Here is a 26,953-nt window from a genome sequence, read left to right on the forward strand (position 1 = left end):
CGACCCTACGCGGGGCCGGATCCCGGTCGCGCCGGTCAGTCCTCGACGCCGCGCTGCCGCGCGTAGGCGACGACCGCCACGATCAGGCCGACGACGAGCCCGGCGGCCAGCGGGAAGAGGAAGCCGCCCGGGCCGATCTGGGTCACCACGCTGCCGTGGTCGATCCGCGTGGTGACGACGCCGGGCACGTCGAGGCCCGCGTAGCCCTCGGTGCCCTGCGCGAACGAGGTGACGAGGAGGGTCACGACGACGGCCGCGCCCACCGCGAACGCGACCAGGAACGCGAGGACCGCCGAGCCGACCACCGACGTGCGGTGCGGGTCGGCGACGTGGGTCCGGTGCAGGGTGGCGTGCGACATGGTGGGGCTCCCGGGGTCGATGACCTGGGCCACGGTACGCGCGTCCTCCGATCGGAGGACAGCCCCCCGATCGGGGAGACGCGTCCCCGCGCCGCCCTGTCAAGGCCCTAGGCGCACCCGCGCGCGGAGGCGTCGGGTGGACGCACGATCGCGACGAGATGGAGGCATCCCATGACCGACCCCACCCCCGACCGGCCCTCCTGGGCGGAGCTGCTGCGGCGCCCCGGCCCCTGGGTCCAGGTGCACCTCGACGACTCCGTCGACACCGCCGACCCGCCCCAGGTGCTCGAGACCCGGCGGAAGAGCGTCGTCGACCGGCTCGCCCGGGACGGCGCGTCCGAGGAGGACCTGGCCCTGGTGTCCTCGGCGCTGGCCCACGAGCCGGCGCCCGGCGGCCCGCGCACGCGGGTGATCCTCGTCGAGTCCGGCGAGCTGGTCGTCGACGAGTCGATCCCGGGCATCCCGACCGAGCCCGAGGAGGCGGGCGTGGTCCCCGTCCCCGACCTCGTGCCGCTCCTCGAGCGGGAGCCCGAGCGCATCGTCTACGTCGTCGTGGAGACCAGCCGCGACGGCGGCGAGGTCCGGGTCGTGCGGGCCGGCGCCGACGAGGTGATCGCCGAGCGCGCCGTGGAGGGCCGCACCGACACGCTGCACGCCGTGAAGACGGGCGGCTGGCGGCAGGACCACCTGCAGCACCACGCCGAGGAGATCTGGCGGCAGACGCAGGGCGAGCTCGCGGAGCGGATCGACGACGTCGTCCGCCGCCACCGGCCCAGGCTCCTGGTGGTCGCGGGCGACATCCGGGCGCGCCAGCTCCTCGAGGGCGAGCTCGGCCCGGAGTCCCGCGCGATCCTCGCCGTCGAGCCCACCAACACCCGCGCGGACGGCGCCGACCCCACGGCGCTCGAGGAGCGGATCCGCACGGAGCTGCAGCGGATCCTCGCGGAGGGCGAGCGCGACGTCCTCGACCGCCTGGCGCAGCACGACGGTCGCGGGGACGGCTGGGCGGAGACGCGCGTCGGCGCCGTGGTCCGGGCGCTCGCGAGCGCGCAGGTCGACACGCTGGTGCTCGACGCCGACGCCCTGCGGGACGAGCGGCTCCTCGCGCTCTCCGACGCGCCGTGGATCGCGACCGCCCCCGAGGACGCGCTCGGCGCGGAGGTGCTCGGGCGCGTGCCGGCGCACGTCGCGCTCACCCGGGCCGCCCTGCTCACCGACGCGCGCGTCGTCCTCACCGACTCCACGAGCGCGCCGGACGGCGAGGACGCGATCGGGCTGCCCGGCGGCGGTGCCGTCGCCGCCCTGCTGCGCTGGCCCGAGGGACCCGCGATCCCGGGCACCGGGGCCGTCGCGTGACCCCCGTGCCCGCGGCCCGCCGCGCACCCAGCACCCGCACCACGACACCGGAGGAGAGACGATGACCGACGCGCCCCGACACGAGGACCTGCCCCTGCCCGAGTTCGACCACATCCCGCTGGGGACGCTCCCCCAGCGCCTGCACCCGCTCGACGAGCGCCAGGTGCTGCTGCTGGTCGCGTACGAGCGCGCGCACGGCGACCGCCTGCCCGTGATGCAGGTGCTGGAGCGGCGGCTGGAGGCGCTGCGCGACGGCGCGGAGCCCACGGGGGCCGTCCCCGACGTGATGCCCGAGGTGTCGCAGGGCGGCCATCGTGAGCAGGTGACGCCGGCGACGAGCGGGCCGCCGATCAACCCGCCGTCCCACGGCGACCCGACGAATCCGGCGCAGCCGCGCTGACGAGGGGGCGTGCGGTCCGCTGCGGCGGGCCGCACGCCGGCGTGCGCACCGCACCGCACCCGCCCGCTGGGGGCAGCGCCCGCGCGATGGGATGAGCCCCCCGCGAAGGGAAGAGCCCCGCCCCTCCGTGAGGAGGAGCGGGGCTCGAGGGTGGATCTGAGGGGATTCGAACCCCTGACCCCCTGCATGCCATGCAGGTGCGCTACCAACTGCGCCACAGACCCGTACTCCGCTTCCCTGCGGAAGCGACTCGTCTACATTACTACAGATTCCGACCGCCTCATGACCAGGGCATCCTCCGCCCCGGTCGACCCGCACGGCGGCGCGCTCGGTGGATCGTCCGGTGGAGCAGGCTCTCCAGCCCAGGTCGCCGTCCGGGTGCCCGGCCGCCGTCATCTCGACGCCGGTCGTCGGGGCCGGGCTCCGGGTCCCCGCCGAGCGGGGCGGCGGGGGCCCGTCGACGACACGGACGCCGCGACGGACCGCGTCTCCTGCTCGGCGCGGGTGGGACGGTCTCCGATCAGGAAGCGGAGGGCGTCGGCTCGATCTCGAGGGCGACGACGGGGCAGTCCTTCCAGAGGCGCTCCAGCGAGTAGTACATGCGGTCCTCCTCGGTGAAGACGTGGGCGACGACGTCGCCGAAGTCGAGGAGGATCCAGCGGCCCTCGCTCTTCCCCTCGCGGCGCAGCGGCTTGGCGCCCGCCTCGATCATCTTGTCCTCGATCTCGTCGGCCACCGCCTGCGCGTTGCGCTCGTTGCGGGCCGAGGCGATGAGGAAGACGTCGGTGAGGGGCAGGGGCCCGGAGACGTCGAGCGCGACCAGGTCGATGGCCTGCTTGGAGTCGGCGGCGGAGGCGGCGACCTTGAGCAGGTCGAGGGCGCGGGGAGAAGCGGTCACAGAGTCCTTCCGGGACGGGTGGGATGGTGCGTCAGGTGATCAGAATACATTCGTCATGAACGCGACGACGACGAGCCCGGCGCCGATGACCGCGACGCCGCCGGCCGTGACGGCCGCGACGACGGGCGCGGTGAAGCGCTTGCGGGGCGGCGGCTGGACGACGGCGCGCGTGGAGGTATGGGTGCTCACCGCGCGGCTTGCGCGCACGGGCTCTGAGTCGGACCCCGCGTGCGCGTGATCGTGGTCGTCGCCCTCGAGCATCCGGTCCATGTCGGCCGTGTCGAACCGGTCGGGATGCGTGCCCATCGAGCCCAGGCTGCGGGGCAGGTCGATGGACCCGGTGATGATGATCTCCCCCGTGCTGTTCAGCGCCTGCTGCATGTCGGCCGAGTGCGGCACGGAGGGGAGGATGAAGTGGTTGCCGGTGTGCGGCTGGTCCTCGTCGACCTGGTCCTGCACCGACCAGTGGCCCGTCGGCGGGGTGAACGGCGTGCGGACGTCGGCCACCGGGGCCTCCGCGGCGGTGCGGACCGCGGCGGGCGTCCGGTCATCCGCGTCGTCGCCGTGCGGCTCCTCCGCGGCAGCGGCCGCGCGGGTGCCGAAGGCCGGCTCGAGCGTCGGCGCGGCGGCGCCCGTGGTCCAGGGGACGGGCTGGAAGGCGGGGGCCGGGCGCGGGTCCTCCTCGCGGCTCGGCGCATGGGCGGCCAGCGGCGGGACGGTCGGCTGCTCGCCCGACGAGTCGACGTCGCGGTCGGATGCGTCGCCGGACGGGACGATGGGCGCGAAGGGCCAGGCGGAGGGCGTCTCGGCGGGCGCCATCTCGGCCGAGGGGGGCGTCGCCGACGCGGACTCCGGCTCGACGGCGGTGGTCTCCTCGGCGGCGGGCTCGTCGGCTGCCTCCGTCGTCGAGGTGGCGTCCGCGTCCTCGGTGTCGGACGCGACAGCGGTCCCGGGCGCGTCCACGGTCCCGGTCGCGGGCGCCGTTTCGGCGACGTCGGCGGCGGGCGTGCGGCGGTAGGCGCTGCCGTAGGGCGCACGCGGACGCGGCGTCGCGCGCGAGCCGCGGCCGTAGCGGACGTACGGCGGGACGTCGCCGTCCGACGAGGCGGCGGCGGCGGGAGGGGCGTCGTCGACGGCGGGGCGCGCATCGGCCGGGCGCTCCTCCGGCCCGGGCTGCTGCCTCGGGGGCTGATCGGTCGTCGGCTGCTCGGTCGCGGCACCGGTGCGGTCCGCGGCGTCGTCGCCGTGCTCGTGCCCGCGCTGCTGGCGGGCGGCCTCCTCGGCCTCGCGGATGGCGCGGAGCTGGCGGCGGGTGAGGACCCCGCCCGACAGGAGGATCGCGGAGGTCTCGGGGCCGACGCCGGTCGACGCGGGCGTCGCGGCGGGCGCCGTCTCCTCGACGGTCGGGCGAGCGGATCCGGCGTCGTGGGCCGACACGGACGCCGGCGACTCCCCCTGCTGCGGTCCATCCGCCACGGCGGCCTGCTCGGACGCGATCGCGGCGGCGGGCTCGCCGTCGGGGGCCGGGGCGTCCGCCGGAGCGTCGTCCGCCTCGTCGATGCCCAGGGCCTGCGCCCGCGCGCGCTCCGCGGCGCGCATCTCGCGGCGGCTCAGCCCGAGGGTCGCGGGAGCGGGACCGTCGTCGAACGAGGTCGGCCCGGTGTCGGGCGCGTCGTGGGAGGGGGTCATTGCGGGCTCCGATACAGGTGGTGCTTGGAGATGTACTGGACGACTCCGTCGGGGACGAGGTACCACACGGGGAAGCCCCGTCCGACTCGGCTCCGGCAGTCGGTCGAGGAGATCGCCAACGCCGGGACCTCCAGCAATCTTACGTCGGCGTGCGGGAGGCCGCTCTCGGTGAGGTCGTGACCGGGACGGGTCACCGCGACGAAGTGCGCCAGGTCCCAGAGCTCCGAGACGTCCTTCCAGCCGAGGATCTGCTGGATCGCGTCCGCGCCCGTGATGAAGAACAGCTCCGCGTCCGGGTGCATGCGCCGGATGTCGCGGAGCGTGTCGATCGTGTAGGTGGTGCCGCCTCGGTCGATGTCCACGCGGCTGACGGTGAAGCGCGGGTTCGCCGCCGTCGCGATCACGGTCATCAGGTACCGGTGCTCGCCGTCGGTCACCGTCTGCTTCTGCCACGGCTGCCCGGTGGGGACGAAGATCACCTCGTCCAGCTGGAGGTGCTGCTGGACCTCGCTCGCCGCGACCAGGTGGCCGTTGTGGATGGGGTCGAACGTGCCGCCCATGACCCCGATGCGGAGGCGCGGGGTCGCGGGGGTCGTCATCTGGCCGGTGCTCGCGCTCAGTGCGTCTGGTCGGCGGTGCCGTGGCCCTGCTCGGCGACGGGGGTCTTGGCCCACTTCTCCGAGTGGCGGTTGCTCACGTCGCGGAAGCTGAACATGACGACGCCGAGGGCGACGAACGCGACGGCCGCGACCGCCGGGAAGACCCACAGCGGGGCGGCGAGCTCCATGGCGTGCTCGGTCTCGGCGAGGAGGGTGGTGGTCAGCGCGTGCATGGGATCTCCGTTCGTGGCACGCCCCGTGGCGCGGAGGCGGCGACTGCCATCCTATCGACGGGCCCGGGCGCCGCGGCCACACGGAGGGGCGTGCCGTCGGGTCGATCCGGAGCGCGGATCGGCCGCCGGTCAGCCCCGGACCTGCCCGCTCCCCCGCACGATCCACTTCGTGCTCGTCAGCTCCTGCAGCCCCATCGGCCCACGCGCGTGCAGCTTCTGCGTGGAGATGCCGACCTCGGCGCCGAAGCCGAACTCGGATCCGTCGGTGAACCGGGTGGACGCGTTGACCATGACGACCGCGGAGTCGACGGCGGCGAGGAAGCGCTCGGCGACCGCCAGGTCGGACGTGACGATCGACTCGGTGTGGTGCGTGGACCAGCGGGCGATGTGCGCGACCGCGTCCTCCACGGACTCGACGACCCGGACGGCGACGTCGAGGGACAGGTACTCGGCGGCCCAGTCCTCGTCGTCGGCGGGCACGGCGGCCGGCCAGAGCGCGCGGACCGCGTCGTCGCCGTGCACCGTGACCCCGCGGTCGCGGAGCGCGTCGAGGACGGCGGGGAGGATCCGGGGGGCCGCGTCGCGGTGCACGAGCAGCGTCTCCATGGCGTTGCACACGCTCGGGCGGCTGACCTTGGCGTCGACCGCGATGTCGACGGCCATGCGCGCGTCCGCTGTGGCGTCGAGGTAGACGTGCACGACGCCCGCGCCGGTCTCGATCACCGGGACGGTCGACTCCTCCACCACGGTGCGGATGAGGTCGGCGGACCCGCGGGGCACGAGCACGTCGACGAGTCCGCGCGCCCGCATGAGCCGGGCGGCGCCGGCGCGGCCGTGGGCGTCGACGGTCTGCACGGCGTCGGCGGGGAGCCCGGCGCGCTCGAGGGCGCCGCGCATCACCTCGACGAGCACGGCGTTCGTGCGGAGGGCGGCGGACCCTCCGCGCAGCACCACGGCGTTGCCGCTCTTCAGCGCGAGCGCGGCGATGTCCACCGTGACGTTGGGCCGGGCCTCGTAGATGGCGCCGACGACGCCGAAGGGCACGCGCACCTGCGAGAGGAGCAGCCCGTTCGGCAGGGTCCGGCCGCGGACGACGTGGCCCAGCGGGTCGTCGAGGCCGCGGATCCCCGCCACCGCGTCGGCGAGGGACGCCACCCGGCGGGCGTCGAGGGTCAGCCGGTCGAGGAGCCCGGCGGCGAGGCCGGAGGCGCGTCCGCGGTCGAGGTCCTCGGCGTTCGCGGCGACGATGCGGTCGCGCGCGGCGAGGACGGCGGCGGCGATGCCGTCGAGTGCGGCGTCGCGCTGCCCGGCGGTGCTCGCGGCGAGCAGCGTGGCGGCGGCGCGGGCGCCGTGGAGGAGCGCCTCGAGGGCGGCGTCCGGCAGGTCGGCATCCGGCAGGTCGGACGGAGCGGTGGCGAGGACGACGTCGGGCGCGTCGGAGGCGATCGTGGGCATGACCGGCAGCCTAGCCAGCCGCGCGGCCCCTGCCGGCGGGCGCGCGGGTCAGGCGCGGGGCGCGAACCAGGTGCCGACGTGCGCGCCGGCGAGGGCCTCGGCCACCTGCGCGGTGGACGTGAGCAGGACGCCCGTGCCCACCTCGGCGGCCAGGCGCGCGGCGGCGACCTTGGTCACGGCTCCCCCGGTGCCGACGCCCGTGCCGGTGCTGCCGATCTCGACGCCCTCGAGCTCGTCGCCGAAGTCGACGTGCTCGATGCGCCGCGCGCCGGGCTCCTGGGGAGGCCGCGTGTAGAGCGCGTCCACGTCGGAGAGCAGCAGCAGCAGGTCGGCGTCGACGAGCCGGGCGACGAGCGCCGCGAGCCGGTCGTTGTCGCCGAAGCGGATCTCGTGGGTCGCCACGGTGTCGTTCTCGTTGACGATGGGCAGGAGCCGCAGGCCCAGCAGGCGCTCCATGGCGCGCTGCGCGTTCTCCCGATGGTCGGGCGCGGCCAGGTCGCCGGCGGTGAGGAGCACCTGCCCCGCGACGATGCCGTAGCGGTCCAGGCTCTCCTGGTACCGGAAGACGAGCACGCTCTGGCCGACCGCGGCGGCGGCCTGCTGCGTGGCCAGGTCGGCGGGGCGGTCGTCGAGGCGGAGGAAGGGCATTCCCGTCGCGATGGCGCCGGACGAGACGAGCACGACCTCCGCGCCGCGCGCGTGGGCGGCAGCGATCGCGTCCACGAGGGGCGCGATCTGGCCGGCGTTCTCGCCGCTGATGGAGGACGAGCCGACCTTCACGACGATGCGCCGCGCGGACGCGATGCCCGCGCGGGAGGTCGTGCCCACCCGCTAGGCCCTGTCGTCCGAGGCGGCGTCCTCGTCCGTCGCGTCGTCGTCCGCCCAGAGGCCGGCCTCGCCCTCGCGCACGAGCTGGGCGCGGGCCTCGGCCTTGGCGTCCATGCGCGCGAAGTAGTCCTCGCGGCGCGCCTGGTTGGTGCGGCGGTTGAGCGGGTCGACGCGGGCGTCGGCGCCGCGGGGGCTCGTGATGAGCTCCGCCGTGGAGGTGAGCGTGGGCTCCCAGTCGAATACGACGCCGTCGCCCTCGCCGATGACGACGCTGGATCCGGCGACCGCCCCGGCCTTGAACAGGCCGTCCTCGACGCCGAGCTTCGCGAGCCGGTCGGCCAGGTAGCCCACGGCCTCGTCGTTCCTGAAGTCGGTCTGCTGCACCCAGCGCTCCGGCTTGCTGCCGAGGATGCGGTAGACGTCGCCGTAGCTGCCGCCGTCGACGCGGATGGTGAACGGCTTCTCGTCCACGGCGCGCGGGCGGAGCACGATGCGCGGGGCCTCGGGCTCCTCGGCCGCCTTGGTGCGGGCGGCCTCGACGAGCTCGGCGAGGGCGAAGGACAGCTGGCGGAGGCCCTCGTGGCTCACCGTGGAGATGTCGAAGACGCGGTAGCCGCGGGCCTCGAGCTCGGGCCGCACGAGCTCGGCGAGCTCCTGGGCCTCGGGCACGTCGATCTTGTTGAGCGCGATGAGCTGGGGACGCTCGAGCAGCGGGACCTGGCCGTCGGGGACGGGGTACGCGGCGAGCTCGGTGAGGATGATGTCGAGGTCGGAGATCGGGTCGCGGCCGGGATCCAGCGTGGCGCAGTCCAGCACGTGCAGGAGCGCCGAGCACCGCTCGACGTGGCGCAGGAACTCGAGCCCGAGCCCCTTGCCCTCGCTCGCGCCCTCGATGAGGCCGGGCACGTCGGCGACGGTGTAGCGCGAGTCCGCGACCTCCACGACGCCGAGGTTCGGGTGGAGCGTGGTGAAGGGGTAGTCGGCGATCTTCGGCTTCGCGGCCGAGATGGCGGCGACGAGGCTCGACTTGCCCGCGGAGGGGTAGCCGACGAGCGCGACGTCGGCGACGACCTTGAGCTCGAGGACGACGTCGCCCTCGTAGCCCCGGGTGCCGAGGAGCGCGAACCCGGGCGCCTTGCGCTTGGTGGTGGCGAGCGACGCGTTGCCGAGGCCGCCCTGGCCGGCCTCGGCCGCGACGTAGCGCATGCCGGGCGTGGCCATGTCGGCCAGCTCGTTGCCGTCGACGTCCTTGACGACGGTGCCCACGGGCACGGGGAGCTCGAGCGCCTCGCCGAGCGTGCCGTGGCGGTGGTCGCCCATGCCGGGTCCGCCGTTGCGGGAGGACCGGTGGGGGCCGCGGTGGTACGGGAGGAGCGTGGTGACCTGCGGGTCGGCCACGAGCACGATGTCGCCGCCGTTCCCGCCGTTGCCGCCGTCCGGGCCCGCGAGGGGCTTGAACTTCTCCCGGCGCACCGAGACGCAGCCGTTGCCGCCGTTTCCCGCCCGCAGGTGGAGGGTCACGGTGTCGACGAATGTCGCCATGGCTGGAGCTCGTTTCTTCTAGAGGTGTCCCTGCGGAACGCACGCAAGGGCGGGCCGAGGCCCGCCCTTGATGTGCTGCGCGGCAGTGCCGCTGCAGGGTGTCGTGCTGTCGGCCTGCGCTAGGCCGGGACGACGATGTTGACGACCTTGCGGCCGCCCTTGACGCCGAACTCCACCGAACCGGCGGAGAGGGCGAACAGCGTGTCGTCGCCGCCACGGCCGACGTTCACGCCGGGGTGGAAGTGCGTGCCGCGCTGGCGGACGATGATCTCGCCGGCGCCGACGACCTGGCCGCCGAAGCGCTTCACGCCGAGGCGCTGCGCGTTCGAGTCACGGCCGTTGCGGGTAGAGCTCGCGCCCTTCTTGTGTGCCATCTGCTTCTCCCTGCGTTCTCGGTGCTAGTTGATCTCGGTGACCTGGACGCGCGTGAGGTCCTGGCGGTGCCCCTGGCGCTTCTTGTAGCCGGTCTTGTTCTTGAACTTCTGGATGACGATCTTGGGACCGCGGAGGTCGTTCAGGATCTCGGCGCTGACGGTGACGTCGGCGAGCTTCGCGGCGTCCGTGGTGATGGTGTCGCCGTCGACGAGCAGGACCGCGGGGAGCACGACCTTGCCGCTCTGCTGGTTCTTGACCCGGTCCATCGTGACGATGGTCCCGACCTCGACCTTCTCCTGCCGACCGCCGGCGCGCACAACTGCGTAAACCACTTTTCCGTACCTGTTTTCTCTCGCGGGCTTGACTCACTGGGGACTTGACGCCCTGTGGCCCGAATCATTGGAGGAAGTCTGCCGCAGACGCACGACCCCTCGGGGATCGGCGCATGCCAGCGACTCACGTTACCGGAACGCCGGACAGGGGTCAAACTCCGGACCCCGGGCGTCCTCGGTCGATCATACGCGAGGGTGCGGCCGCCCGGCTGCAAGCACGCCGGGCGCGTCGCGGTCGTCGGCGGGTCGGGGTCGCATCGCCGCCTGCCTATGCTCGCAGGATGAGCGTGCTCCTCGACCGTCCCGCCTGGCCCGCGCACGGCACGCTGTGGGCGCACCTCGTGAGCGACGCGTCGCTGGAGGAGCTGCATGCCTTCGCCCGCGCCGCCGGCGTCCCCGAGCGGAGCTTCGACCGCGACCACTACGACGTGCCGGCCGCCCGTTACGACGAGCTGGTGGCCCGGGGTGCCGAGCCCGTCTCCAACCGCGACCTCGTACGGCGCCTCCAGGCGAGCGGGCTGCGCGTCACTCAGCGCGAGCGGCGGGCGCCCCGCGACTGACGGCCGCGCGTGCCGCGGGACGACGGAGGGCCCGGAGCGGATGCTCCGGGCCCTCGCGTCGTGCGGCCGTGCAGGACGGCCGGCCGATCAGCTGGCGTCGTCCGTCGGGGCCGGCGTCGTCAGCGTCGCGGTCGAGACGCGGCGGCTGCGCGAGCGGCCCTGACCCGGCTCCTTGGGCTGCGGGAGCGCGTCGAGCACGGAGCCGAGGAGCTGCTCCGCGTCGGCCGAGCTCACGCGGCGCGGGGCCGTGCGGGCGCTCGCCACCGGGATGTCGAGGATCTGCACGGGCTCGAGGCGGATCGCCTCGCGCGGCTCCAGCGTCGAGAGCGCGGGCTCCTCGACAGCGGCGTCCGCCGGCGTGGGGTCCTCGACGGGCCGCGCCGGCTCCTCGGCGAGGGGCGCCTCGGGCTCCGTGCGCTCCGGCTCCGCGGTCGCGGACGACGCGCGTCCCCGGCCGCCGCGGCTGCGACGCGGGCGATCGCCTCGCGGCTGCTCCTCCGCGGCGGCGGCCTCGGGTGCGGCGCGCCCCGCGTCCACCGTCTCCTCCGGCGTGCGCACGACGTCCTCGACGCGGTCGATGGCGTCGTTCACCGTCTGGATGGTGCTCGTCGCGATCTTCGCGAGGGCCGAGCGCGCATCCTCGGTGATGCTGTGCGTGCTGGCCGCGGGGGTCCGCTGCTGCTGCTGCTGCTGCTGGGCCTGGCCGCCGCCGGTGCCCCGACCGCCGCCGGTGGGCCCGCCGCCGTTGCCGCCGGCGCCGTGCTCCTGGCCCTTGCCGCCGCGACGACGCCCCTGGCCCTGCACGGGCTCCTGGGGGGTCTGCTTGTGGGCCATGAGCGGGTCGTGGTGGATGATGATCCCCCGGCCGGCGCACGTCTCGCAGTTCTCCGAGAAGGACTCCAGGAGCCCGAGGCCCAGCTTCTTGCGGGTCATCTGCACGAGGCCGAGCGAGGTGACCTCGGCGACCTGGTGCTTGGTGCGGTCACGGCTGAGGCACTCCACCAGGCGGCGGAGCACGAGGTCGCGGTTGGTCTCGAGGACCATGTCGATGAAGTCGACGACGATGATGCCGCCGATGTCGCGCAGGCGCATCTGGCGGACGATCTCCTCCGCCGCCTCGAGGTTGTTCTTGGTGACCGTCTCCTCGAGGTTGCCGCCGGATCCCACGAACTTGCCCGTGTTGACGTCGACCACGGTCATGGCCTCGGTGCGGTCGATGACGAGAGACCCGCCGGAGGGCAGCCAGACCTTGCGGTCGAGCGCCTTCTCGATCTGCTCGCTGATGCGGTGCTCGTCGAAGGAGTCCCTCTCGCCGCGGTACGTCTGCACCCGGTCGATGAGGTCGGGCGCCACGCCGCGGAGGTAGCCCTCGATGATCTCCTGGGCGTCGCCGCCGTCGATCACGAGCTCGCGGAAGTCCTCGTTGAAGACGTCGCGGATGATCTTCAGCAGCAGGTCGGGCTCGGAGTGCAGGAGCGCGGGCGCCTGCGCCTTCTCGACCTGGCTGCTGATCTGGGCCCACTGCGACGTGAGGCGCTCGACGTCGAGCTTCAGCTGCTCCTCGGTCGCGCCCTCGGCGGCCGTGCGGACGATGACGCCCACGTTGTCGGGCAGCACCTCCTTGAGCGTCTTCTTGAGGCGCGCGCGCTCCGTGTCGGGGAGCTTGCGGCTGATGCCGTTCATGGACCCGTTGGGCACGTAGACGAGGTAGCGGCCCGGGAGGCTCACCTGGCTCGTGAGGCGCGCGCCCTTGTGGCCGACCGGGTCCTTGGTGACCTGGACGAGCACGCGGTCGCCGGGCTTCAGCGCGACCTCGATGCGGCGCGCGTGGTTGCCGCCGCCCTTGTCGGCGTTCGCGGCCTCCCAGTCGACCTCGCCGGAGTACAGCACGGCGTTGCGGCCGCGGCCGATGTCGATGAAGGCCGCCTCCATGCTCGGCAGCACGTTCTGGACGCGGCCGAGGTAGACGTTGCCGATGAGCGACGCCTCGTCGGCGCGGGCGACGTAGTGCTCGACGAGCACCTGGTCCTCGAGCACGCCGATCTGGATCTTGCCGTCGCGCGAGCGCACGATCATGCTGCGGTCGACCGACTCGCGGCGCGCCAGGTACTCGGACTCGGTGAGCACGGGGCGGCGGCGTCCGGCGTCGCGGCCGTCCCGCCGGCGCTGCTTCTTGGCCTCGAGGCGCGTGGATCCCTTGATCCGCTGCGGCTCGGTGATGAGCTCGGGCTGCTCGCGGGGCGTGCGGACCTTGACGACGGTGCCGGGCGCGTCGTCGCCGTCGCGGCCCTCCTCGCCGGAGCGACGGCGCGCGCGGCGGCGGACCGACGGGGCGTCGTCCTCGTCGTCGCGGTCGTCGTCCCGGTCGCGGTCGCGGCCGTCGCGGCCCGTGCTGCGGTCCTGGCCGCGTCCGCGGCGCGAGGAGCGCGAGGGGCGCTCGTCGCGGTCGCGGTCCAGGTCGTCCTCGTCGTCGCGGCGGTCGTCGCGACGGTCGTCCCGGCGATCGTCCCGCTCGCGGCGGGGCGGCAGCGGCGCGATGTCCGGGGCCTGGAAGAAGACGGAGAGGGACGGGAGCGCGCGGGCCGGGGCGGCGGGCGCCTCGGCAGCGATCTCCTCGTCCTCGGGTGCGTCCGCGGCGGGTGCGGTGACGTCGGCGGGGGCCTCGACGTCGGCGGGGACCGTCTCCTCGGGTGTGACGGCGGCCTTGCGCGGGGCCCGCTTGCGGGGCGCCCGGGCGACGGGCGCGGCGGTCTCCTCCGCGACGGGCGCGACGGGCTCGGATCCGGAGGCGGGCGCCTCGGCGGACGCGTCGACGCTGGCGCCCTCCGACGAGGAGTCCGCGGGAGCGGATGCGGTGCTGGTGCCGGCGCGACGCGAGCGTCGGGCGACCGGCGTCTCGGGCTGCTCCGGCGTGGACTGGGTGTCGTCGTTCTCGTTCAGGGTGAGGCCCTTCGCTTCGGAGGCGGCGGGCGTGCCGCTCGCCTCGGGGGTCGCGGTCGCGGGGAGGACGGGCGCGCCGTCCGTCTCCGGTGCCGCGTTCGGCTCGGCACGGCGGCCGGTCAGCCGCTCGAAGAGGCTGGGACGCCTCCTGCCGGTGTTCTCGTCTCTCTCCACCATCTCTGGTGCACTCCTCAACCGGTCGGTACGGCCGCGCCGTACCCCGGTAGCTCTCCGAGTGGATCCCCGCCTGCGCGGTTCTCCGTCGATCCTGGTCTGCGACGTCCGGCCCGAGGCTTCGGTCGTGCGCACTGGTACGGAACTGGCTATCCGCCGCCGGACGTGCCGTGCGGCCCGGGTCTGCCCCGGGAAAGACTCTTCATGGCGGTCGTCCCGCGCGGCGGTCCGACCTGCCAGCCAGTATCGCACGCCGACGCCCATGCGGCCGTCAGGGTCGGCGGTCCTCCGTCTGCCATGATCGCCGGATGACCGCGACCCGGGCCCCCGTGCATCCCCGCTCCCTGGCCCTCCTGCTCGTGGTCACGGGCGTCGTCGGGTGGATCGGGTCGTTCGTCCTCGTCCTCGAGCGGCTGAACCTGCTGGAGAACCCGGGCGCGTCGCTCTCGTGCGACATCAACCCGTTCATCTCGTGCGCGACGGTCATCGAGTCGCCGCAGGGATCGCTGCTCGGGTTCCCGAACCCGCTCATCGGCGTCGCCGCCTTCGTCGTGCCGGTCGTCCTCGGGATGGCGCTGCTGGCGGGCGCCCGCTTCGCGCGCTGGTTCTGGACCCTCTTCGCGCTGGGCGCGCTCGGCGGGTGGCTCTTCGTGACGTGGCTCTTCACGCAGAGCGTCTTCGTGATCGGGGCGCTCTGCCCCTACTGCCTGCTCGTGTGGAGCGCGATGATCCCGCTGTGGTGGGGCACGCTCGCCGCCACCGCCCGCTCGGGGCTGATCCCCGTGCCGTCGGGCGTCCGTCGCGCGGCCGACGCCGTGGCGCCCTACACATGGGCGGTCGTCGTGCTGAACTACGCCGTCATCGTCGTCGCCGTGATCGCGGCGTTCCCGGCGCTCCTCCCCACGCTCCTCGGCTGAGCGAGCGGCAGATGCGACGAGGGGCCGACCGGATGATCCGGTCGGCCCCTCGTCGATGCGCCCGCTAGAACCAGAGGGCGAGCTCGCGCGCGGCGGACTCGGGCGAGTCGCTGCCGTGCACGAGGTTCTGCGCGACGGCGAGGCCCCAGTCGCGGCCGAGGTCGCCGCGGATCGTGCCGGGGGCGGCACCCGTCGGGTCGGTGGTGCCGGCGAGCGAGCGGAAGCCCTCGATGACGCGGTTCCCGGCGACGCGCACGGCGACGACGGGGCCGGACTCCATGAACTCCACGAGCGGCTCGTAGAAGGGCTTGCCCTGGTGCTCCTCGTAGTGCTGCTCGAGCAGGGCGCGCTCGGCCTGCACCATGCGGAGGTCGACGATCTGGTAGCCCTTGGCCTCGATGCGGCGGAGGATCTCGCCGGTGAGGCCGCGGGCGACGCCGTCGGGCTTGACGAGGACGAGGGTCTCCTGGACGGGAGCGGTCATGGGTGTCTCTCCTACGGGGTGGGAGCCGGCGGCTCGGTGGTCGGTCGGTGGTCGGTGGGGCGGACGCCATCGGGACCCGGGACGCCGTCGGGGTGCGCGGCCGCCTGCTCGTCGAGCATGGCCTGCTCCCACGCGCCGCGGGCGGACGCCTTCTCGCGGTCGATGCGGGCGCCCTGGACCATGGCGTAGATCCAGAGGAGCAGGAAGAAGCCGCCGACGGCGTACATGGCGGGCAGCACGAGGCCCGTGAGGACGACGAGCACCTGCACGACCCAGCCGGCGCGGATCCCCGCGCGGGTGCGGAGCGATCCGACGACGGCGAGCATCGCGAGCACGAGGAGCGCGCCGCCGCCGAGCGCGGGCAGCGCGGGCAGGGCCTCGAGGCCGAAGGCGACGAGGCTCGCGAGGAACACGACGATGACCTGGAAGCCCATGACGATGGACCCGAGGATCTCGACCGTGGTCCGCGGCGGGCGCGGTCGCCGGGTGCGCGCGGGGCGGCCGTCGGTGCTCACGCGGTCTTCCAGCCCTGGTCGAGGGCGTGCGCGATGGCCTCGCCGACGAGCAGGATCGACCCGGTGACGAGGGCCGCGCCCTTCTCGGTCTCGCCCGCGGAGTCGCGCGCGTCGTCGAGGGCGGTGCGGAGGTCGGGCTCGACGGTGACGCGGTCACGGCCGACGACGCCGACGACGACGCGGGCCAGCTCGTCGGGATCCACCGAGCGCTCCGACGCGGACCGCGTGACGATGAAGTGGTCGACGACGGGTGCCAGCTCGCGGACGATGCCCTCGGCGTCCTTGTCCGCGAGGATGCCGATGACGGCCGTCACGCGGTCGAACGTGAAGTAGACGGGCAGCGCGGCAGCGAGCGACGCGGCGCCGGCGGGGTTGTGCGCGGCGTCGACGAGCACGGTCGGCTCGGTGCCGACGACCTGCAGGCGGCCCGGGCTCGTGGCGGTGGCGAGGCCCTCCGCGAGGACGTCCTCGTGGATGGCGTGGTCGCCGCCGCCGAGGAACGACTCGACCGCGGCGATGGCGACCGCCGCGTTCTGCGCCTGGTGCGCGCCGAACAGGGGCAGGAACACGTCGCGGTAGGTGCCCGCGAGGCCCTGCACGGAGATGACCTGCCCGCCGACCGCGAGGGTCGTGTCGAGGAGGCGGAAGCGCTCCCCCTCCATCGACCAGGTCGACTCGGTGAGCTCCGCGGCGCGGGTGAGCTCGGCCACGACCTCGGGGACCTGCGCGCTCGACACGACGTCGGAGGAGGGCTTCACGATGCCGGACTTGGTGCGCGCGATCTCCGCGACCGTGGATCCGAGCCGCTGCACGTGGTCGAGCGAGACGGGCGTGAACACCGCGACCTCGCCGTCCGCGACGTTCGTCGAGTCCCACTCGCCGCCCATGCCGACCTCGATCACGGCGACGTCGACGGGCGCGTCGGCGAAGGAGGCGAACGCGAGCACCGTGAGCGCCTCGAAGAACGTGACGGGCTGCTCGCCCGCGGCCACGAGCTCCTGGTCGACCAGGTCGATGAAGGGCTCGACGTCGGCCCAGTTGCGGCTGAGCGCCTCGTCGGTGATGGGCTGGCCGTCGACCACGATCCGCTCGTTGAGGCGGACGAGGTGGGGGCTCGTGAACAGGCCCGTGCGGAGTCCGGCGGCGCGGAGGATGCTCTCCGTCATCCGGCTCGTCGAGGTCTTCCCGTTGGTGCCCGTGACGTGCACGACCTTGTAGGCGCGGTGCGGGTCGCCGAGCAGCTCGACGACGCGGCGCGTGGCCGAGAGGCGCGGCTGCGGCGCCTGCTCCCCCACGCGGGCGAGGAGCGCCTGGTACACCTGGTCGCCCTCGCGCTCGTAGTAGTTCTCGTCCTCGACCTCGCGGCCCGCGACGATCGACTGCTCGGCCTCGCGGCGGAGCTCGGCTGCGTCGTCCGCGAAGAGCTGGTCGTCGCTCAGGCCGTCGACGTCGGGGTCGAGGGCGCGCGCCGCGGCATCGACGCCCTCGTCCGTCTCCGGCTCGAAGTCGTCGTCGCGTCGGATGTCGTCGTCGTCGAAGGGCCGTCCGCCCTGCTGGTCGCTCATGCTCGCTCCACCTCGATGTCCAGGGGGGAACCGCCGCCCACGGTGATGCCGGACGCCGACGGCTCGGCGGCCGCGTCGATCCGCAGCGCCACCGCCAGGGTCTCACGGGCGATGAGGTCCCGGAACCGCTCGGCCTGCTCGGCGCCCGCGGCGTCCAGCCGGATGACGAGCGCGATGCGGTCGCTCACGTCGAGCCCCGCGCCCTTGCGGGCGTCCTGGACGTTGCGCACGACGTCGCGCGCGAGGCCCTCGGCCTCGAGCTCGGGCGTGAGCGCGGTGTCGAGCAGCAGGAAGCCGCCGCCCGGCAGGAGCGCGAGCGCCTGGTCGGCGCGGTCGCCCGCCACCTCCAGCACGAGCTCGTACTCGCCGGCCACGAGCGGCACGCCGCCCGCGACGACCTCGCCGTCCGCCTCGGTCCAGTCGCCCTGGCGCGCGGCCTGGATCACCTGCTGCACGCCCTTGCCGAGGCGGGGCCCCGCGACGCGCGCGTTGACGGTGAGGCGGCGCGTGATCCCCGCGTCAGCCGCGCTCGTGGGCGTCAGCTCCTCGACGGAGACGGCCTTGACGTTGAGCTCGTCGCGGAGGATGTCCTCGAACCGGGCGAGGCCCTCGGCGTCGTCGCTCACGACCGTGAGGCGCGCGAGCGGCTGACGCACGCGGAGGCCCGACTGCTTGCGGAGCGACAGCGCGGTGGACGCCACCTGCCGGACGCGGTCCATGACCTCGACGAGGCGGTCGTCGGCGGGCAGCTCCTCGGGATCCGGCCAGTCCTCCAGGTGGACGCTGCGCCCGCCCGTGAGGTCCTTCCAGATCCGCTCGGACACGAGCGGCAGGAGCGGCGCCGCGACGCGCGTCACGGTCTCGAGGACCGTGTACAGCGTGTCGAACGCCTGCGTGCCGCGGACGGTGCCGTCGGCCCGGGCCTCGACGCCCGCCCAGAACCGGTCGCGGCTGCGGCGCACGTACCAGTTGGTGAGCACGTCGGCGAAGTCGCGGAGCGCGGCGGCCGCGAGGGTCGAGTCGAGCGCGGTCATGTGCTCGGTGACCTCGGTCACGAGGCGACGGGTGCGGGCCAGGATGTAGCGGTCGAGCACGTCGTCGCTCGTCGTGTCGCGGCGCGCGTCGTACCCGCCGGGCGCCGCCGAGTTGGCGTAGAGCGAGAAGAAGTACCAGGTGCTCCAGAGGGGCAGGAGGACCTGGCGGACGCCCTCGCGGATGCCCTCCTCGGTGACGACGAGGTTGCCGCCGCGGAGCACGGGGCTCGCGAGGAGGAACCAGCGCATGGCGTCGGATCCGTCGCGGTCGAAGACATCGTTGACGTCCGGGTAGTTGCGGAGCGACTTCGACATCTTCTGGCCGTCGTTGCCGAGCACGATGCCGTGGCTGACGACGCTCGAGAACGCGGGCCGGTCGAACAGGGCCGTGGACAGCGCGTGCAGCGTGTAGAACCAGCCGCGGGTCTGGCCGATGTACTCGACGATGAAGTCCGCGGGGCTGTGCTCCTCGAACCACTCGCGGTTCTCGAACGGGTAGTGCACCTGCGCGAAGGGCATGGAGCCCGAGTCGAACCAGACGTCGAGCACGTCCTCGATGCGGCGCATGGTGGAGCGGCCCGTCGGGTCGTCGGGGTTCGGGCGGGTGAGCTCGTCGATGAACGGGCGGTGCAGGTCCGTCGGGCGGACGCCGAAGTCGGCCTCGAGCTCGTCGAGGCTCCCGTACACGTCGACGCGCGGGTACGCGGGGTCGTCGCTCTTCCACACCGGGATGGGGCTGCCCCAGAACCGGTTGCGGCTGATGGACCAGTCGCGCGCGTTGCCGATCCACTTGCCGAACTGGCCGTCCTTGACGTTCTCGGGCGTCCACGTGATGTCCTGGTTGAGGCGCACCATGTCGTCGCGGAAGTCGGTGACGCGCACGAACCAGCTGGAGACGGCCTTGTAGATGAGCGGGTTCTTGCAGCGCCAGCAGTGCGGGTAGGAGTGCTCGTAGCTGGCCTGGCGGATGAGCCGGCCCTGCGCCTTGAGCATGCGCGTGAGCGTCCTGCCGGCGTCCGACCACAGCTCCCCCGCGACCTCGGGCACCGTGTCGACGAACCGGCCGCCCTCGTCGAGGGACAGGATCACCGGGATGCCGGCGGCGCCGCACACCTGCTGGTCCTCCTCGCCGTAGGCCGGCGCCTGGTGCACGATGCCCGTGCCGTCGGTGGTGGTGACGTAGTCGGCGACGAGCACCTGCCACGCGTTCTCCGTGCCGAACCGCTCGACATCCGCGTAGTAGTCCCAGAGGCGGTCGTACGAGATGCCCTCGAGCTGGCGCCCGAGGACGGTGCGGGAGACGGCGGCGCGGGCCTCGTCGGCGGACGCGTAGCCGAGGTCCTTCGCGTAGTTCCCCACGAGGTCCTGGGCGATGAGGTACTCGGATCCGAGCACCTCCGCCGCGAGCTGCACGGAGGACGCGCGGGGCAGCGAGTCGGGCGCCTCGGAGTCGGGCGTGCCGGCGGGACCCGCGGGCACGACGGCGTACGTGATGTCGGGGCCGACCGCGAGCGCCATGTTCGTGGGCAGGGTCCAGGGCGTGGTCGTCCAGGCGAGCGCGCGGACGGCGGTGAGGCCGAGCGACTCGGCCTTGGCGCCGACGAGCGGGAACGTGACGGTGACGGACTGGTCCTGGCGCATGCGGTAGACGTCGTCGTCCATGCGCAGCTCGTGGTTGCTCAGCGGCGTCTGGTCGTGCCAGCAGTACGGCAGCACGCGGAAGCCCTCGTAGGCGAGGCCCTTCGTGTGCAGCTCCTTGAAGGCCCAGATGACCGACTCCATGAAGTCGACGTCGAGCGTCTTGTAGTCGTCCTCGAAGTCGACCCAGCGGGCCGAGCGGGTGACGTACTCCTCCCACTCGCCCGTGTACTCGAGCACGGAGCGGCGCGCGACGGCGTTGAAGCGCTCGACGCCCATCTCCTCGATCTCGCTCTTCTCGGTGATCCCGAGCTGGCGCATCGCCTCGAGCTCGGCGGGGAGGCCGTGCGTGTCCCAGCCGAAGCGGCGGTGGACCTGCTTGCCGCGCATGGTCTGGAAGCGCGGGAAGGCGTCCTTGGCGTAGCCGGTGAGGAGGTGCCCGTAGTGGGGCAGGCCGTTGGCGAAGGGCGGGCCGTCGTAGAAGACCCACTCGTCGCATCCCTCGCGCTGCTCGACGGAGGCGCGGAAGGTGTCGTCGCGCTTCCAGAACGCGAGGATGCCCGTCTCGATCTCCGGGAAGCGCGGGCTCGCCGCGACCTGGTCGGGGGCGTGCGGGTCGTCGGGGACGGGACGGGGGTAGGTCATGGCATCTCCTGCGGCGTCGGCTCTCCGCGAGGACGCCCGGATCCGTGTGCGGATCCCCGAGCGCGGTACCACCCCGCTTGCCACGCGACGCGCGGCCACTCTCCAGAGGCGATGACGGGCCCGACCCGTTCGGTTCTACCTGCTCCGCGACGTGCGTGCGGTGCGCTCTTCCGAAGGCTCCCCGGTGATGGCCGGATCGGCGCCTGTGCCCTAGATCCTAGCGCGCGGGCATACCGTGCGGATCACGGCGGGCCCGCCCCGCCCGGCGTCCTGCGCCGGGCGGAGCCCCTCACACGAGCAGGGTCAGCCCGAGGGTCCAGACGCTCAAGACCGCGAGGATCCCGAGGCTGTAGCCGATGGACGCGCGGAGGATCTCGCTCTCCCGACCGGTGAGCCCGACGGCGCCCGCCGCGATGGCGATGGACTGGGGCGAGATGACCTTCGCCGCCGCGCCGCCCGCGGTGTTCGCGGCGACGAGCAGGGTCGCGTCGACCCCGATCCGGCCGGCCGTCGTGGCCTGCAGCTGCCCGAACAGCGTGTTGTTGTTCACGACAGAGCCGGTGAGGAACACGCCGACCCAGCCGATCACGGGTGCGAGCAGCGGGAACCAGGCGCCCGCTCCCGCGAGCGCGCCGCCGATGCCCGCGGATCCGCCGGAGAGGTTCGCGATCTGCGCGAGCACGAGGATCGCGGCGATGAGCAGGAGCGCCTTCCGGAGGTCGCGCCAGGTGCCGCGGAGCTGCTCGAGCACCACGGCGCGGGTGAGCGCGCGGGAGGTGAGCGCGGTGATCACGACGGCGAGGAGGATCGCCGTGCCGGTGGCGCCGAGGGGCGTCCAGCTCCACGCGTTCGCGACGACGACGCCGCCCGCGGTCGTGATGCGGCCGGTCACGCCGGGCATCGGCACCGTGACGACGGCCCAGGCGAGCGGCCCCGCCGGGCGCGGAGAGCGCCTTGAAGGCGGGCGTGCTCCACACGAAGACGAGCACCGTGAGCACGTAGAACGGGCTCCAGGCGGCGAGGACCTCGCGGGCCGAGTGCCGCACGGGCTCCGCCGCCGGGGTCGCGACGACCGGCGCGGTGAGCGTCGCGGTCGCGGCGCCTCCCCCGCCTCCGCCGGCGGCTCGCGTGGTGTCCCCGAGGACGGGCGCGCCCCCGCGGGGCTCGCCCTCGTGGAAGACGTGCCGCGGCTGCCAGACGAGGCGCAGCGCGGCGAGCGCGACCATCCCGAGGAGGCCCGGCAGGATCGCGGCGAGCTCGGGACCGAGGAACAGGAGCACCGCGGCCTGCGTCCCGCTGAAGACCAGCGTCACGACGAGGGTCGCGGGCCAGGTCTCGCGGAGGCCGCGGAACCCGTCGAGGATCATGACGAGCAGGAACGGGATGAGGAGCGTCACCGGCTGGAGGATGAGCGCGAGGTCGCGCGAGAGGTCCATGACGTCGACGCTGCCGACCTGCGCGCCCACGATGACGGGGATGCCGACCGCGCCGTAGGCGCCTGCCGCGAAGTTGGCGACCAGGCTGATCATGGCCGCGCGCACCGGCCGGAAGCCGAGCGTCACGAGCATGGCGGCGCAGATGGCGATCGGCACGCCGAACCCGGCGACGCCCTCGAGGAACGCGCCGAAGCAGAAGCTGATGAGGAGCACCTGGATCCGCTGGTCGGGCGAGATCGCGGCGATGGACGCGCGGATCACGTCGAACTTGCCGCTCGCGACCGCCAGCCGGTAGAGCCAGACGGCCATGAGGATGATGTACGCGATCGGCCAGATGGCGCTGAGGAGGCCGAGGAGGCCGGCGCCCGCGAGCGCCGGGACCGGCATGCCGAACGTCGCGAGGGCGACGACGACCTCGGCGACGAGCGCGACGCCCGCCGCCTGCAGCCCGGTGAGCTTCACGACCACGAGGCAGAAGAGGAACAGGAGGATCGGGATCGCGGCGACCAGCGCCGAGAGCCACGGGAGGCCGAGCGGGTCGGGGTCCTGGGTCCACATGGCGCTCAGGCCCCCACGGTGGCGAGCACGGCGGCGAGCGCGTCGGCGGAGACGTGCAGCTTCTCGAGCTCCGAGCCCGAGAACGGCGTGTTCCGGATGGGGACCGCGCCCGTCGCGCCGACGATCGACGGCACGGACAGCGCGATGCCGTCGATCCCGTGGAAGTCCTCGAGCACGGTGCTGACGGGCAGCACGGCCCGCTGGTCCTGGAGGATCGCCTCGGCGATGCGGGCGCTGGAGAGGCCGATGGCGTGGTTGGTCGCGCCCTTGCCGCGGATGACGCGGTACGCGGCGTCGCGCACGTCGACGGCGATCATCTCGAGCTCGTCGACCGTCATCCGCGGGTGCCCCTCGGACTCCCACTCGAGGATGGGGACGGTGCCGATCATCGCCTCGTCCCAGAGCGCGAACTCGGTGTCGCCGTGCTCGCCCACGATGTGCGCGTGCACGCTGCTCGTGGAGACGCCGGCGCGGCGCGCGAGCTCCCAGCGGAGGCGCGAGGTGTCGAGCACCGTGCCGGAGGAGAACACGCGGGAGCGCGGCAGGCCGGAGACGCGGGACGCGACCACGGTCATCACGTCGCAGGGGTTCGTGACGAGGAGGTAGACGGCGTCGGGGGCGACCTCGAGGAGGCCGGGCATCATCCCCTCGATGATCCCCGCGTTGACGCCCGCGAGGTCGGTGCGCGACTGGCCGGGCCGCTGCTTGGCGCCCGCCGTGATGACGACGACGTGCGAGCCCTCGGCGACGCGCAGGTCGGATCCGCCCGTGATCTCGCTGGCGCCCGTGAACTGGGTGCCGTGCGCGAGGTCGAGCACCTCCGCCTCGACGCGCTCGGCGGCGATGTCGTAGAGCGCGACGTGCCGCGCGGATCCGCGGATGAGGGCGGCGTACGCGACGCTCGCGCCCACGCTCCCGGCGCCGACGACGGTCAGCTTGCTGTTCTCTCTCGTGCTCATGGTCAGGCCTCTTCGATCTCGATGGCGGGTCGTGCGGATGCGGATGCGTCGTCGGATCCGAGGGGCGCGGATGACCCGGGGAGGATCATCACGGGGACGTTGGCGTTGAGGAGGACCTCGTGGAGGGTGCCGCCGATGCCCGGCGCGGGCGTGCGGCGGGACCGGCCGATCACGAGCAGGGCCCGGTCGCGGGACAGGTTGAGGATCGCCTCGGCGGGACGCCTGGAGGTGAGGTGCCGGGTGACCTCGAGGCCGGGGTCGACGGCGTGCGCCGCGTCGAGCGCGTCGTGCAGCACCCGGTCGCCGCGACGGCGCGCGTCGGGTCCGCCCTCGGCGGGGATCGCGTGGACGAGGCTCACGCGGCAGCCGGACGCCGACGCCTCCTCCGCCCCGGCCTCGGCGAGCTCGGCGGAGGTGGCGGTGCCGTCGAGTCCGACCACGACGCCGTCGCGCAGCCGCAGGTCGGCGGAGGGGACCACCACGAGCGGGCCGGGCACGAGGGCGGCGAGCTGCACGCTGCGCACGCCGTACAGGCGACCCCGGGCGTAGCCGGTCTTGTCGGAACCGACGACCACGACGTCGTCGGCGCCCGCGGCCCCGGCGAGCGCCAGGGCGACGGGGCCGTCGACGAGCCGCGTCGTCACGGCGACGCCCGGGTGCTCGGCCGCGACCCGCGCGGCCGTCGTGCTGAGGAGCCGCGCGTGCTCGCGCTCGCTCTGCTGGGCGTAGCCGGATCCCATCGCCCCCGCGTCGTCGTCGACGACGCCGACGAGCTGCACCTCGGCGCCGGTGCGCGTCGCGCGTCGGACCGCCCACGCCAGGGCGGTGGCGCTCGCCGAGGAGCCGTCGATGCCCACGAGCAGGCGACGGCCGAGATGCGCCGGGAGGCCGGCGACGGGACCCTCCGCGGGTCGCGCCCGTGCGGTCGTGGTCTGATCCATGGTCGTCTCCGTTCGCCGAACAGCTGGTAGGTTTCGAGCGTCGCGCGGCCGGTCACGGTCGCGTAGGGCCGGAGGTCCCGTCGGGATCGCCGGACGGGAGGGGGCATCCGTGCGCACCGAGCACTCGCTGGGCTTCCCGGAGCTCCCCCGCTCCGAGTTCGAGCGGGCCATCGGCGAGCTCGTCGACAAGGCCCAGGGCGTCCTGCGCACGCAGGGCCGGCTCCGCAGCCTGCTGGCCGCGACCCGGTCCGTCGCCGAGGACCTCGACCTCGAGGTCGTGCTGCGCCGCATCGCGCAAGCGGCCGTCGACCTGGTGGGCGCCCGCTACGGCGCGCTCGGCGTGATCGGGCCGGACGGGCGGCTGGAGCAGTTCATCCACGTCGGCATCGACGACGAGCTGGCGGCCCGCATCGGCCACCTGCCGCGCGGGCTCGGCGTGCTGGGCGCGCTCATCGAGGATCCGCGTCCCGTGCGGCGGGAGCACCTGGCCGAGGACGCCCGCTCGGCCGGGTTCCCCGCGCAGCACCCGCCCATGGACAGCTTCGTCGGCGTCCCCATCCGCGTGCGCGACGAGGTCTACGGCAACCTCTACCTCACCGAGCACCCCACGGGCGCGTTCAGCGCGGAGGACGAGGAGCTGCTCATGTCGCTCGCCGCGGCGGCGGGCATCGCCATCGACAACGCGCGCCTGTTCGGCGAGTCGGAGCGCCGGCAGGGGTGGGCCCTGGCGCAGGCGGAGGTCTCCTCGGCGCTCCTCGACGAGGACGGCGACGATCCGCTCGGCCTCATCGCGTCGTCCGTGATCCGGCTGACCGACGCCGCGGTCGTCGCGGTCGTCACCCGCACCCCCTCCGGCGCGTACACGACCGAGGACGCGTGGGGCCAGGACGCCGACGCGTACGTCGGCCGCGTGTACAGCGCGGACGAGACGCCGGCGGCCCAGGTCATCGCCTCGGGCAACCCCGCCCTGTCGCTGGGGCTCGCGCATCCCGGGTCGCCCGACGGCGAGGCGTCGACGGGCAGCTCCATGACGGTGCCGCTCGCGCGGCCGAGCGGGCTCGACGCGGCGCTCATCGTGTCGCGCGCCGCCGGATCCGCCCGGTTCGTGGACCTCGACCTCGACATGATCGCCGACTTCGCCGCGCACGCGAGCGTCGCGCTGGAGCTCCGCGGGGCCCGGGCCTCCCGGGCGCGGGTGAGCCTGCTCGAGGACCGCGGGCGCATCGCGCGCGACCTGCACGACAACGTGATCCAGCGCCTGTTCGCGGCCGGGCTGTCCCTCAACGGGCTCGACCTCGACGCGCTGCCGGGCCACGCCCGCGCCCGGATCGACGGCGTCTCCGGGCTCCTCGACGACGCGATCGCCGAGATCCGCACCTCCGTGTTCGCGCTGCGCGCGTCCCAGCCGCGCGCCGTCGGCGCCCGGCACCGGCTGCTCGACGTCGTCAGCGAGGTGGCGGGCGCGTTCCCCACCCCGCCGCGCATCGCCTTCCACGGGCACGTGGACGACGTCGTGACGGGCGAGCTGCTCGACGACGTGGGAGGCGGTCGTCCGGGAGGGGCTCGCCAACGCCGTCCGGCACGCCGGCGCGACCGCCGTCGTGGTCGAGGTCGGATGCGAGGACGGCGAGACGGTCGTGCGCGTCGTCGACGACGGCGTGGGCCCCGCCGGGCGCACCCGCGCGAGCGGCACCGCGAACCTGGGCGCGCGGGCCGCGGCGCGGGGCGGATCCGGCTCCCTCGAGCCCGGTGACGACGGCGGCAGCGTGCTGACCTGGCGGGTCCCCGCGGTCCCGCCCGGGGCGCCGCGACACGAACCCGACCACGACCCGCACCCCGAGGAGACGGCCCCATGACCCGCGTGTTCCTGCTGGACGACCACGAGCTCGTGCGCCGCGGCATCGCCGACGTGATCGAGCGCGCCGACGACCTGACGGTGGTCGGCGAGGCCGGGACGGTGCGCGACGCGGTGGCCCGCGTCGACGCGCTCCGGCCCGACGTCGCCGTGCTCGACGTGCGGCTGCCCGACGGGTCCGGCGTGGACGCGTGCCGCGCCATCCGCTCCGGCCACCCGGACCTGCCGTGCATCATGCTCACGGCGTTCGACGACGAGACGGCGCTCGAGGCGGCCGTCCTCGCGGGCGCGCAGGGCTGGCTGCTGAAGGACATCCGCGGAGCGGGCCTCGTGGAGGCGATCCGCCGCGTGGCCGCGGGCGCGGACCTCATGGACCGCGACGTGGTGCGCCGTGCCCGCGAGCGGCTGATGGCCGTGGCGGCCGAGCCCGGGGACGACGTGCGGCTGACCCTCCGCGAGGGCCAGGTGCTCGCGCTCATCACCGAGGGGCTCACCAACCGGCAGATCGGCGAGCGCCTCGGCCTCGCCGAGAAGACCGTGAAGAACTACGTCTCCGGTCTGCTCGACAAGATCGGCGTCGAGCGGCGCACGCAGGCGGCGGTCTACGGGCTGACGCACCCGCGGCGGCCGCGGACCTGACCGGCCCGTCGGGCGCCGCCCGGCGCA

The 26,953-nt window shown here is 74.1% G+C and carries 24 protein-coding genes, 1 tRNA gene and 1 pseudogene; 6 read left to right on the forward strand and 20 right to left on the reverse strand.

Annotated features, from left to right (window positions below):
* Positions 1-35 precede the first annotated feature (35 nt).
* Positions 36-392 carry a hypothetical protein gene (locus tag QFZ62_RS02830; RefSeq protein ID WP_307501428.1) on the reverse strand — a complete coding sequence of 119 codons (357 nt, stop codon included), beginning with the start codon at positions 390-392 and terminating at the stop codon, positions 36-38.
* 138 nt (positions 393-530) lie between these two features.
* On the opposite strand from QFZ62_RS02830, the gene QFZ62_RS02835 reads away from it, so the two are divergent.
* Together QFZ62_RS02835 and QFZ62_RS02840 are read left to right on the forward strand one after the other, a co-directional pair.
* Positions 531-1,715, forward strand: a complete 1,185-nt coding sequence (locus QFZ62_RS02835) for a Vms1/Ankzf1 family peptidyl-tRNA hydrolase (RefSeq protein WP_307501430.1) — start codon at positions 531-533, stop codon at positions 1,713-1,715.
* A 61-nt stretch (positions 1,716-1,776) separates the two neighbouring features.
* Positions 1,777-2,115: a hypothetical protein gene (locus tag QFZ62_RS02840; protein WP_307501432.1), complete on the forward strand. Its 339-nt coding sequence runs from the start codon at positions 1,777-1,779 to the stop codon at positions 2,113-2,115.
* A gap of 151 nt (positions 2,116-2,266) precedes the next feature.
* On the opposite strand, the gene QFZ62_RS02845 is transcribed toward QFZ62_RS02840, so the two are convergent.
* The 10 genes from QFZ62_RS02845 to rplU all read right to left on the reverse strand — a co-directional run bounded on the left by QFZ62_RS02845 (position 2,267) and on the right by rplU (position 10,066).
* Positions 2,267-2,339, reverse strand: a tRNA-Ala gene (locus QFZ62_RS02845).
* Positions 2,340-2,635: 296 nt separating this feature from the next.
* Positions 2,636-3,013: a ribosome silencing factor gene (gene rsfS / locus QFZ62_RS02850; RefSeq protein ID WP_307501434.1), complete on the reverse strand. Its 378-nt coding sequence runs from the start codon at positions 3,011-3,013 to the stop codon at positions 2,636-2,638.
* Between the two features lie 39 nt (positions 3,014-3,052).
* Complete coding sequence (locus QFZ62_RS02855; RefSeq protein ID WP_307501436.1) at positions 3,053-4,702, reverse strand: hypothetical protein; 1,650 nt, start codon at positions 4,700-4,702, stop codon at positions 3,053-3,055.
* Positions 4,699-5,301, reverse strand: a complete 603-nt coding sequence (gene nadD / locus QFZ62_RS02860) for a nicotinate-nucleotide adenylyltransferase (RefSeq protein WP_307501437.1) — start codon at positions 5,299-5,301, stop codon at positions 4,699-4,701. Before nadD ends, QFZ62_RS02855 begins: the two co-directional genes overlap by 4 nt.
* A gap of 17 nt (positions 5,302-5,318) precedes the next feature.
* Positions 5,319-5,534: a hypothetical protein gene (locus QFZ62_RS02865; protein WP_307501438.1), complete on the reverse strand. Its 216-nt coding sequence runs from the start codon at positions 5,532-5,534 to the stop codon at positions 5,319-5,321.
* Positions 5,535-5,663: 129 nt separating this feature from the next.
* On the reverse strand, positions 5,664-6,989 hold the full coding sequence (locus tag QFZ62_RS02870) for a glutamate-5-semialdehyde dehydrogenase (RefSeq protein WP_307501440.1): 1,326 nt from the start codon (positions 6,987-6,989) through the stop codon (positions 5,664-5,666).
* Positions 6,990-7,037: 48 nt separating this feature from the next.
* On the reverse strand, positions 7,038-7,817 hold the full coding sequence (proB, locus tag QFZ62_RS02875) for a glutamate 5-kinase (protein ID WP_307501442.1): 780 nt from the start codon (positions 7,815-7,817) through the stop codon (positions 7,038-7,040).
* Positions 7,818-7,820: 3 nt separating this feature from the next.
* Positions 7,821-9,359 carry a GTPase ObgE gene (obgE, locus tag QFZ62_RS02880; protein WP_307501444.1) on the reverse strand — a complete coding sequence of 513 codons (1,539 nt, stop codon included), beginning with the start codon at positions 9,357-9,359 and terminating at the stop codon, positions 7,821-7,823.
* A 119-nt stretch (positions 9,360-9,478) separates the two neighbouring features.
* Entirely contained in the window at positions 9,479-9,733 is a 255-nt protein-coding gene (gene rpmA / locus QFZ62_RS02885) for a 50S ribosomal protein L27 (protein ID WP_012299161.1), read from the reverse strand.
* Positions 9,734-9,757: 24 nt separating this feature from the next.
* A complete protein-coding gene (rplU, locus tag QFZ62_RS02890; RefSeq protein ID WP_012038175.1) occupies positions 9,758-10,066 on the reverse strand; it encodes a 50S ribosomal protein L21 in 309 nt (102 codons plus the stop codon).
* Between the two features lie 281 nt (positions 10,067-10,347).
* Here rplU and QFZ62_RS02895 point away from each other — a divergent pair, with 281 nt between their 5' ends.
* Positions 10,348-10,626, forward strand: coding sequence for a DUF4031 domain-containing protein (locus QFZ62_RS02895; protein ID WP_307501446.1), 279 nt, complete (start codon positions 10,348-10,350; stop codon positions 10,624-10,626).
* An 87-nt stretch (positions 10,627-10,713) separates the two neighbouring features.
* On the opposite strand, the gene QFZ62_RS02900 is transcribed toward QFZ62_RS02895, so the two are convergent.
* Positions 10,714-13,743: an Rne/Rng family ribonuclease gene (locus QFZ62_RS02900; protein WP_307501448.1), complete on the reverse strand. Its 3,030-nt coding sequence runs from the start codon at positions 13,741-13,743 to the stop codon at positions 10,714-10,716.
* 305 nt (positions 13,744-14,048) lie between these two features.
* Here QFZ62_RS02900 and QFZ62_RS02905 point away from each other — a divergent pair, with 305 nt between their 5' ends.
* Positions 14,049-14,657, forward strand: a complete 609-nt coding sequence (locus QFZ62_RS02905; RefSeq protein WP_307501450.1) for a vitamin K epoxide reductase family protein — start codon at positions 14,049-14,051, stop codon at positions 14,655-14,657.
* Positions 14,658-14,721: 64 nt separating this feature from the next.
* Here QFZ62_RS02905 and ndk read toward each other — a convergent pair whose 3' ends face one another.
* The 8 genes and pseudogenes from ndk to QFZ62_RS02940 form a co-directional block, all read right to left on the reverse strand.
* A complete protein-coding gene (gene ndk, locus QFZ62_RS02910) occupies positions 14,722-15,141 on the reverse strand; it encodes a nucleoside-diphosphate kinase (protein WP_119382021.1) in 420 nt (139 codons plus the stop codon).
* An 11-nt stretch (positions 15,142-15,152) separates the two neighbouring features.
* The gene (locus QFZ62_RS02915; RefSeq protein ID WP_307501453.1) at positions 15,153-15,656 is read right to left on the reverse strand and encodes a DUF4233 domain-containing protein; all 504 of its coding nucleotides are present in this window, start codon (positions 15,654-15,656) and stop codon (positions 15,153-15,155) included.
* A complete protein-coding gene (locus tag QFZ62_RS02920; protein WP_307501455.1) occupies positions 15,653-17,221 on the reverse strand; it encodes a folylpolyglutamate synthase/dihydrofolate synthase family protein in 1,569 nt (522 codons plus the stop codon). The genes QFZ62_RS02915 and QFZ62_RS02920 overlap by 4 nt, the downstream gene beginning before the upstream one ends.
* Entirely contained in the window at positions 17,218-20,538 is a 3,321-nt protein-coding gene (gene ileS / locus QFZ62_RS02925; RefSeq protein ID WP_307501458.1) for an isoleucine--tRNA ligase, read from the reverse strand. The genes QFZ62_RS02920 and ileS overlap by 4 nt, the downstream gene beginning before the upstream one ends.
* Before the next feature lie 289 nt (positions 20,539-20,827).
* Positions 20,828-21,439, reverse strand: coding sequence for an L-lactate permease (locus QFZ62_RS15565; RefSeq protein WP_373425933.1), 612 nt, complete (start codon positions 21,437-21,439; stop codon positions 20,828-20,830).
* A 91-nt stretch (positions 21,440-21,530) separates the two neighbouring features.
* A pseudogene (locus tag QFZ62_RS15570) lies at positions 21,531-22,532 on the reverse strand (L-lactate permease); the annotation flags it as partial.
* A gap of 5 nt (positions 22,533-22,537) precedes the next feature.
* Positions 22,538-23,491 carry an L-lactate dehydrogenase gene (locus tag QFZ62_RS02935; protein ID WP_307501460.1) on the reverse strand — a complete coding sequence of 318 codons (954 nt, stop codon included), beginning with the start codon at positions 23,489-23,491 and terminating at the stop codon, positions 22,538-22,540.
* Positions 23,492-23,493: 2 nt separating this feature from the next.
* The gene (locus QFZ62_RS02940) at positions 23,494-24,432 is read right to left on the reverse strand and encodes a universal stress protein (RefSeq protein ID WP_307501463.1); all 939 of its coding nucleotides are present in this window, start codon (positions 24,430-24,432) and stop codon (positions 23,494-23,496) included.
* A 109-nt stretch (positions 24,433-24,541) separates the two neighbouring features.
* On the opposite strand from QFZ62_RS02940, the gene QFZ62_RS02945 reads away from it, so the two are divergent.
* Both QFZ62_RS02945 and QFZ62_RS02950 read left to right on the forward strand, forming a co-directional pair.
* Positions 24,542-26,185, forward strand: a complete 1,644-nt coding sequence (locus QFZ62_RS02945) for a GAF domain-containing sensor histidine kinase (protein ID WP_307501465.1) — start codon at positions 24,542-24,544, stop codon at positions 26,183-26,185.
* Positions 26,186-26,284: 99 nt separating this feature from the next.
* Entirely contained in the window at positions 26,285-26,926 is a 642-nt protein-coding gene (locus tag QFZ62_RS02950; protein ID WP_307501468.1) for a response regulator transcription factor, read from the forward strand.
* Positions 26,927-26,953 lie beyond the last annotated feature (27 nt).

The organism is Clavibacter sp. B3I6 (genome assembly GCF_030816895.1).
Lineage (GTDB): Bacteria > Actinomycetota > Actinomycetes > Actinomycetales > Microbacteriaceae > Clavibacter.

Excerpts from the sequence above, each read along its gene's own strand:
- QFZ62_RS02835 (WP_307501430.1), top strand. The coding sequence starts at position 531 with ATGACCGACCCCACCCCCGACCGGCCCTCCTGGGCGGAGCTGCTGCGG.
- QFZ62_RS02840 (WP_307501432.1), top strand. The coding sequence starts at position 1,777 with ATGACCGACGCGCCCCGACACGAGGACCTGCCCCTGCCCGAGTTCGAC.
- QFZ62_RS02855 (WP_307501436.1), bottom strand. The coding sequence starts at position 4,702 with ATGACCCCCTCCCACGACGCGCCCGACACCGGGCCGACCTCGTTCGAC.
- nadD (WP_307501437.1), bottom strand. The coding sequence starts at position 5,301 with ATGACGACCCCCGCGACCCCGCGCCTCCGCATCGGGGTCATGGGCGGC.
- QFZ62_RS02865 (WP_307501438.1), bottom strand. The coding sequence starts at position 5,534 with ATGCACGCGCTGACCACCACCCTCCTCGCCGAGACCGAGCACGCCATG.
- QFZ62_RS02870 (WP_307501440.1), bottom strand. The coding sequence starts at position 6,989 with ATGCCCACGATCGCCTCCGACGCGCCCGACGTCGTCCTCGCCACCGCT.
- obgE (WP_307501444.1), bottom strand. The coding sequence starts at position 9,359 with ATGGCGACATTCGTCGACACCGTGACCCTCCACCTGCGGGCGGGAAAC.
- rpmA (WP_012299161.1), bottom strand. The coding sequence starts at position 9,733 with ATGGCACACAAGAAGGGCGCGAGCTCTACCCGCAACGGCCGTGACTCG.
- QFZ62_RS02895 (WP_307501446.1), top strand. The coding sequence starts at position 10,348 with ATGAGCGTGCTCCTCGACCGTCCCGCCTGGCCCGCGCACGGCACGCTG.
- QFZ62_RS02900 (WP_307501448.1), bottom strand. The coding sequence starts at position 13,743 with ATGGTGGAGAGAGACGAGAACACCGGCAGGAGGCGTCCCAGCCTCTTC.
- QFZ62_RS02905 (WP_307501450.1), top strand. The coding sequence starts at position 14,049 with ATGACCGCGACCCGGGCCCCCGTGCATCCCCGCTCCCTGGCCCTCCTG.
- ndk (WP_119382021.1), bottom strand. The coding sequence starts at position 15,141 with ATGACCGCTCCCGTCCAGGAGACCCTCGTCCTCGTCAAGCCCGACGGC.
- QFZ62_RS02920 (WP_307501455.1), bottom strand. The coding sequence starts at position 17,221 with ATGAGCGACCAGCAGGGCGGACGGCCCTTCGACGACGACGACATCCGA.
- ileS (WP_307501458.1), bottom strand. The coding sequence starts at position 20,538 with ATGACCTACCCCCGTCCCGTCCCCGACGACCCGCACGCCCCCGACCAG.
- QFZ62_RS15565 (WP_373425933.1), bottom strand. The coding sequence starts at position 21,439 with ATGCCCGGCGTGACCGGCCGCATCACGACCGCGGGCGGCGTCGTCGTC.
- QFZ62_RS02935 (WP_307501460.1), bottom strand. The coding sequence starts at position 23,491 with ATGAGCACGAGAGAGAACAGCAAGCTGACCGTCGTCGGCGCCGGGAGC.
- QFZ62_RS02940 (WP_307501463.1), bottom strand. The coding sequence starts at position 24,432 with ATGGATCAGACCACGACCGCACGGGCGCGACCCGCGGAGGGTCCCGTC.
- QFZ62_RS02950 (WP_307501468.1), top strand. The coding sequence starts at position 26,285 with ATGACCCGCGTGTTCCTGCTGGACGACCACGAGCTCGTGCGCCGCGGC.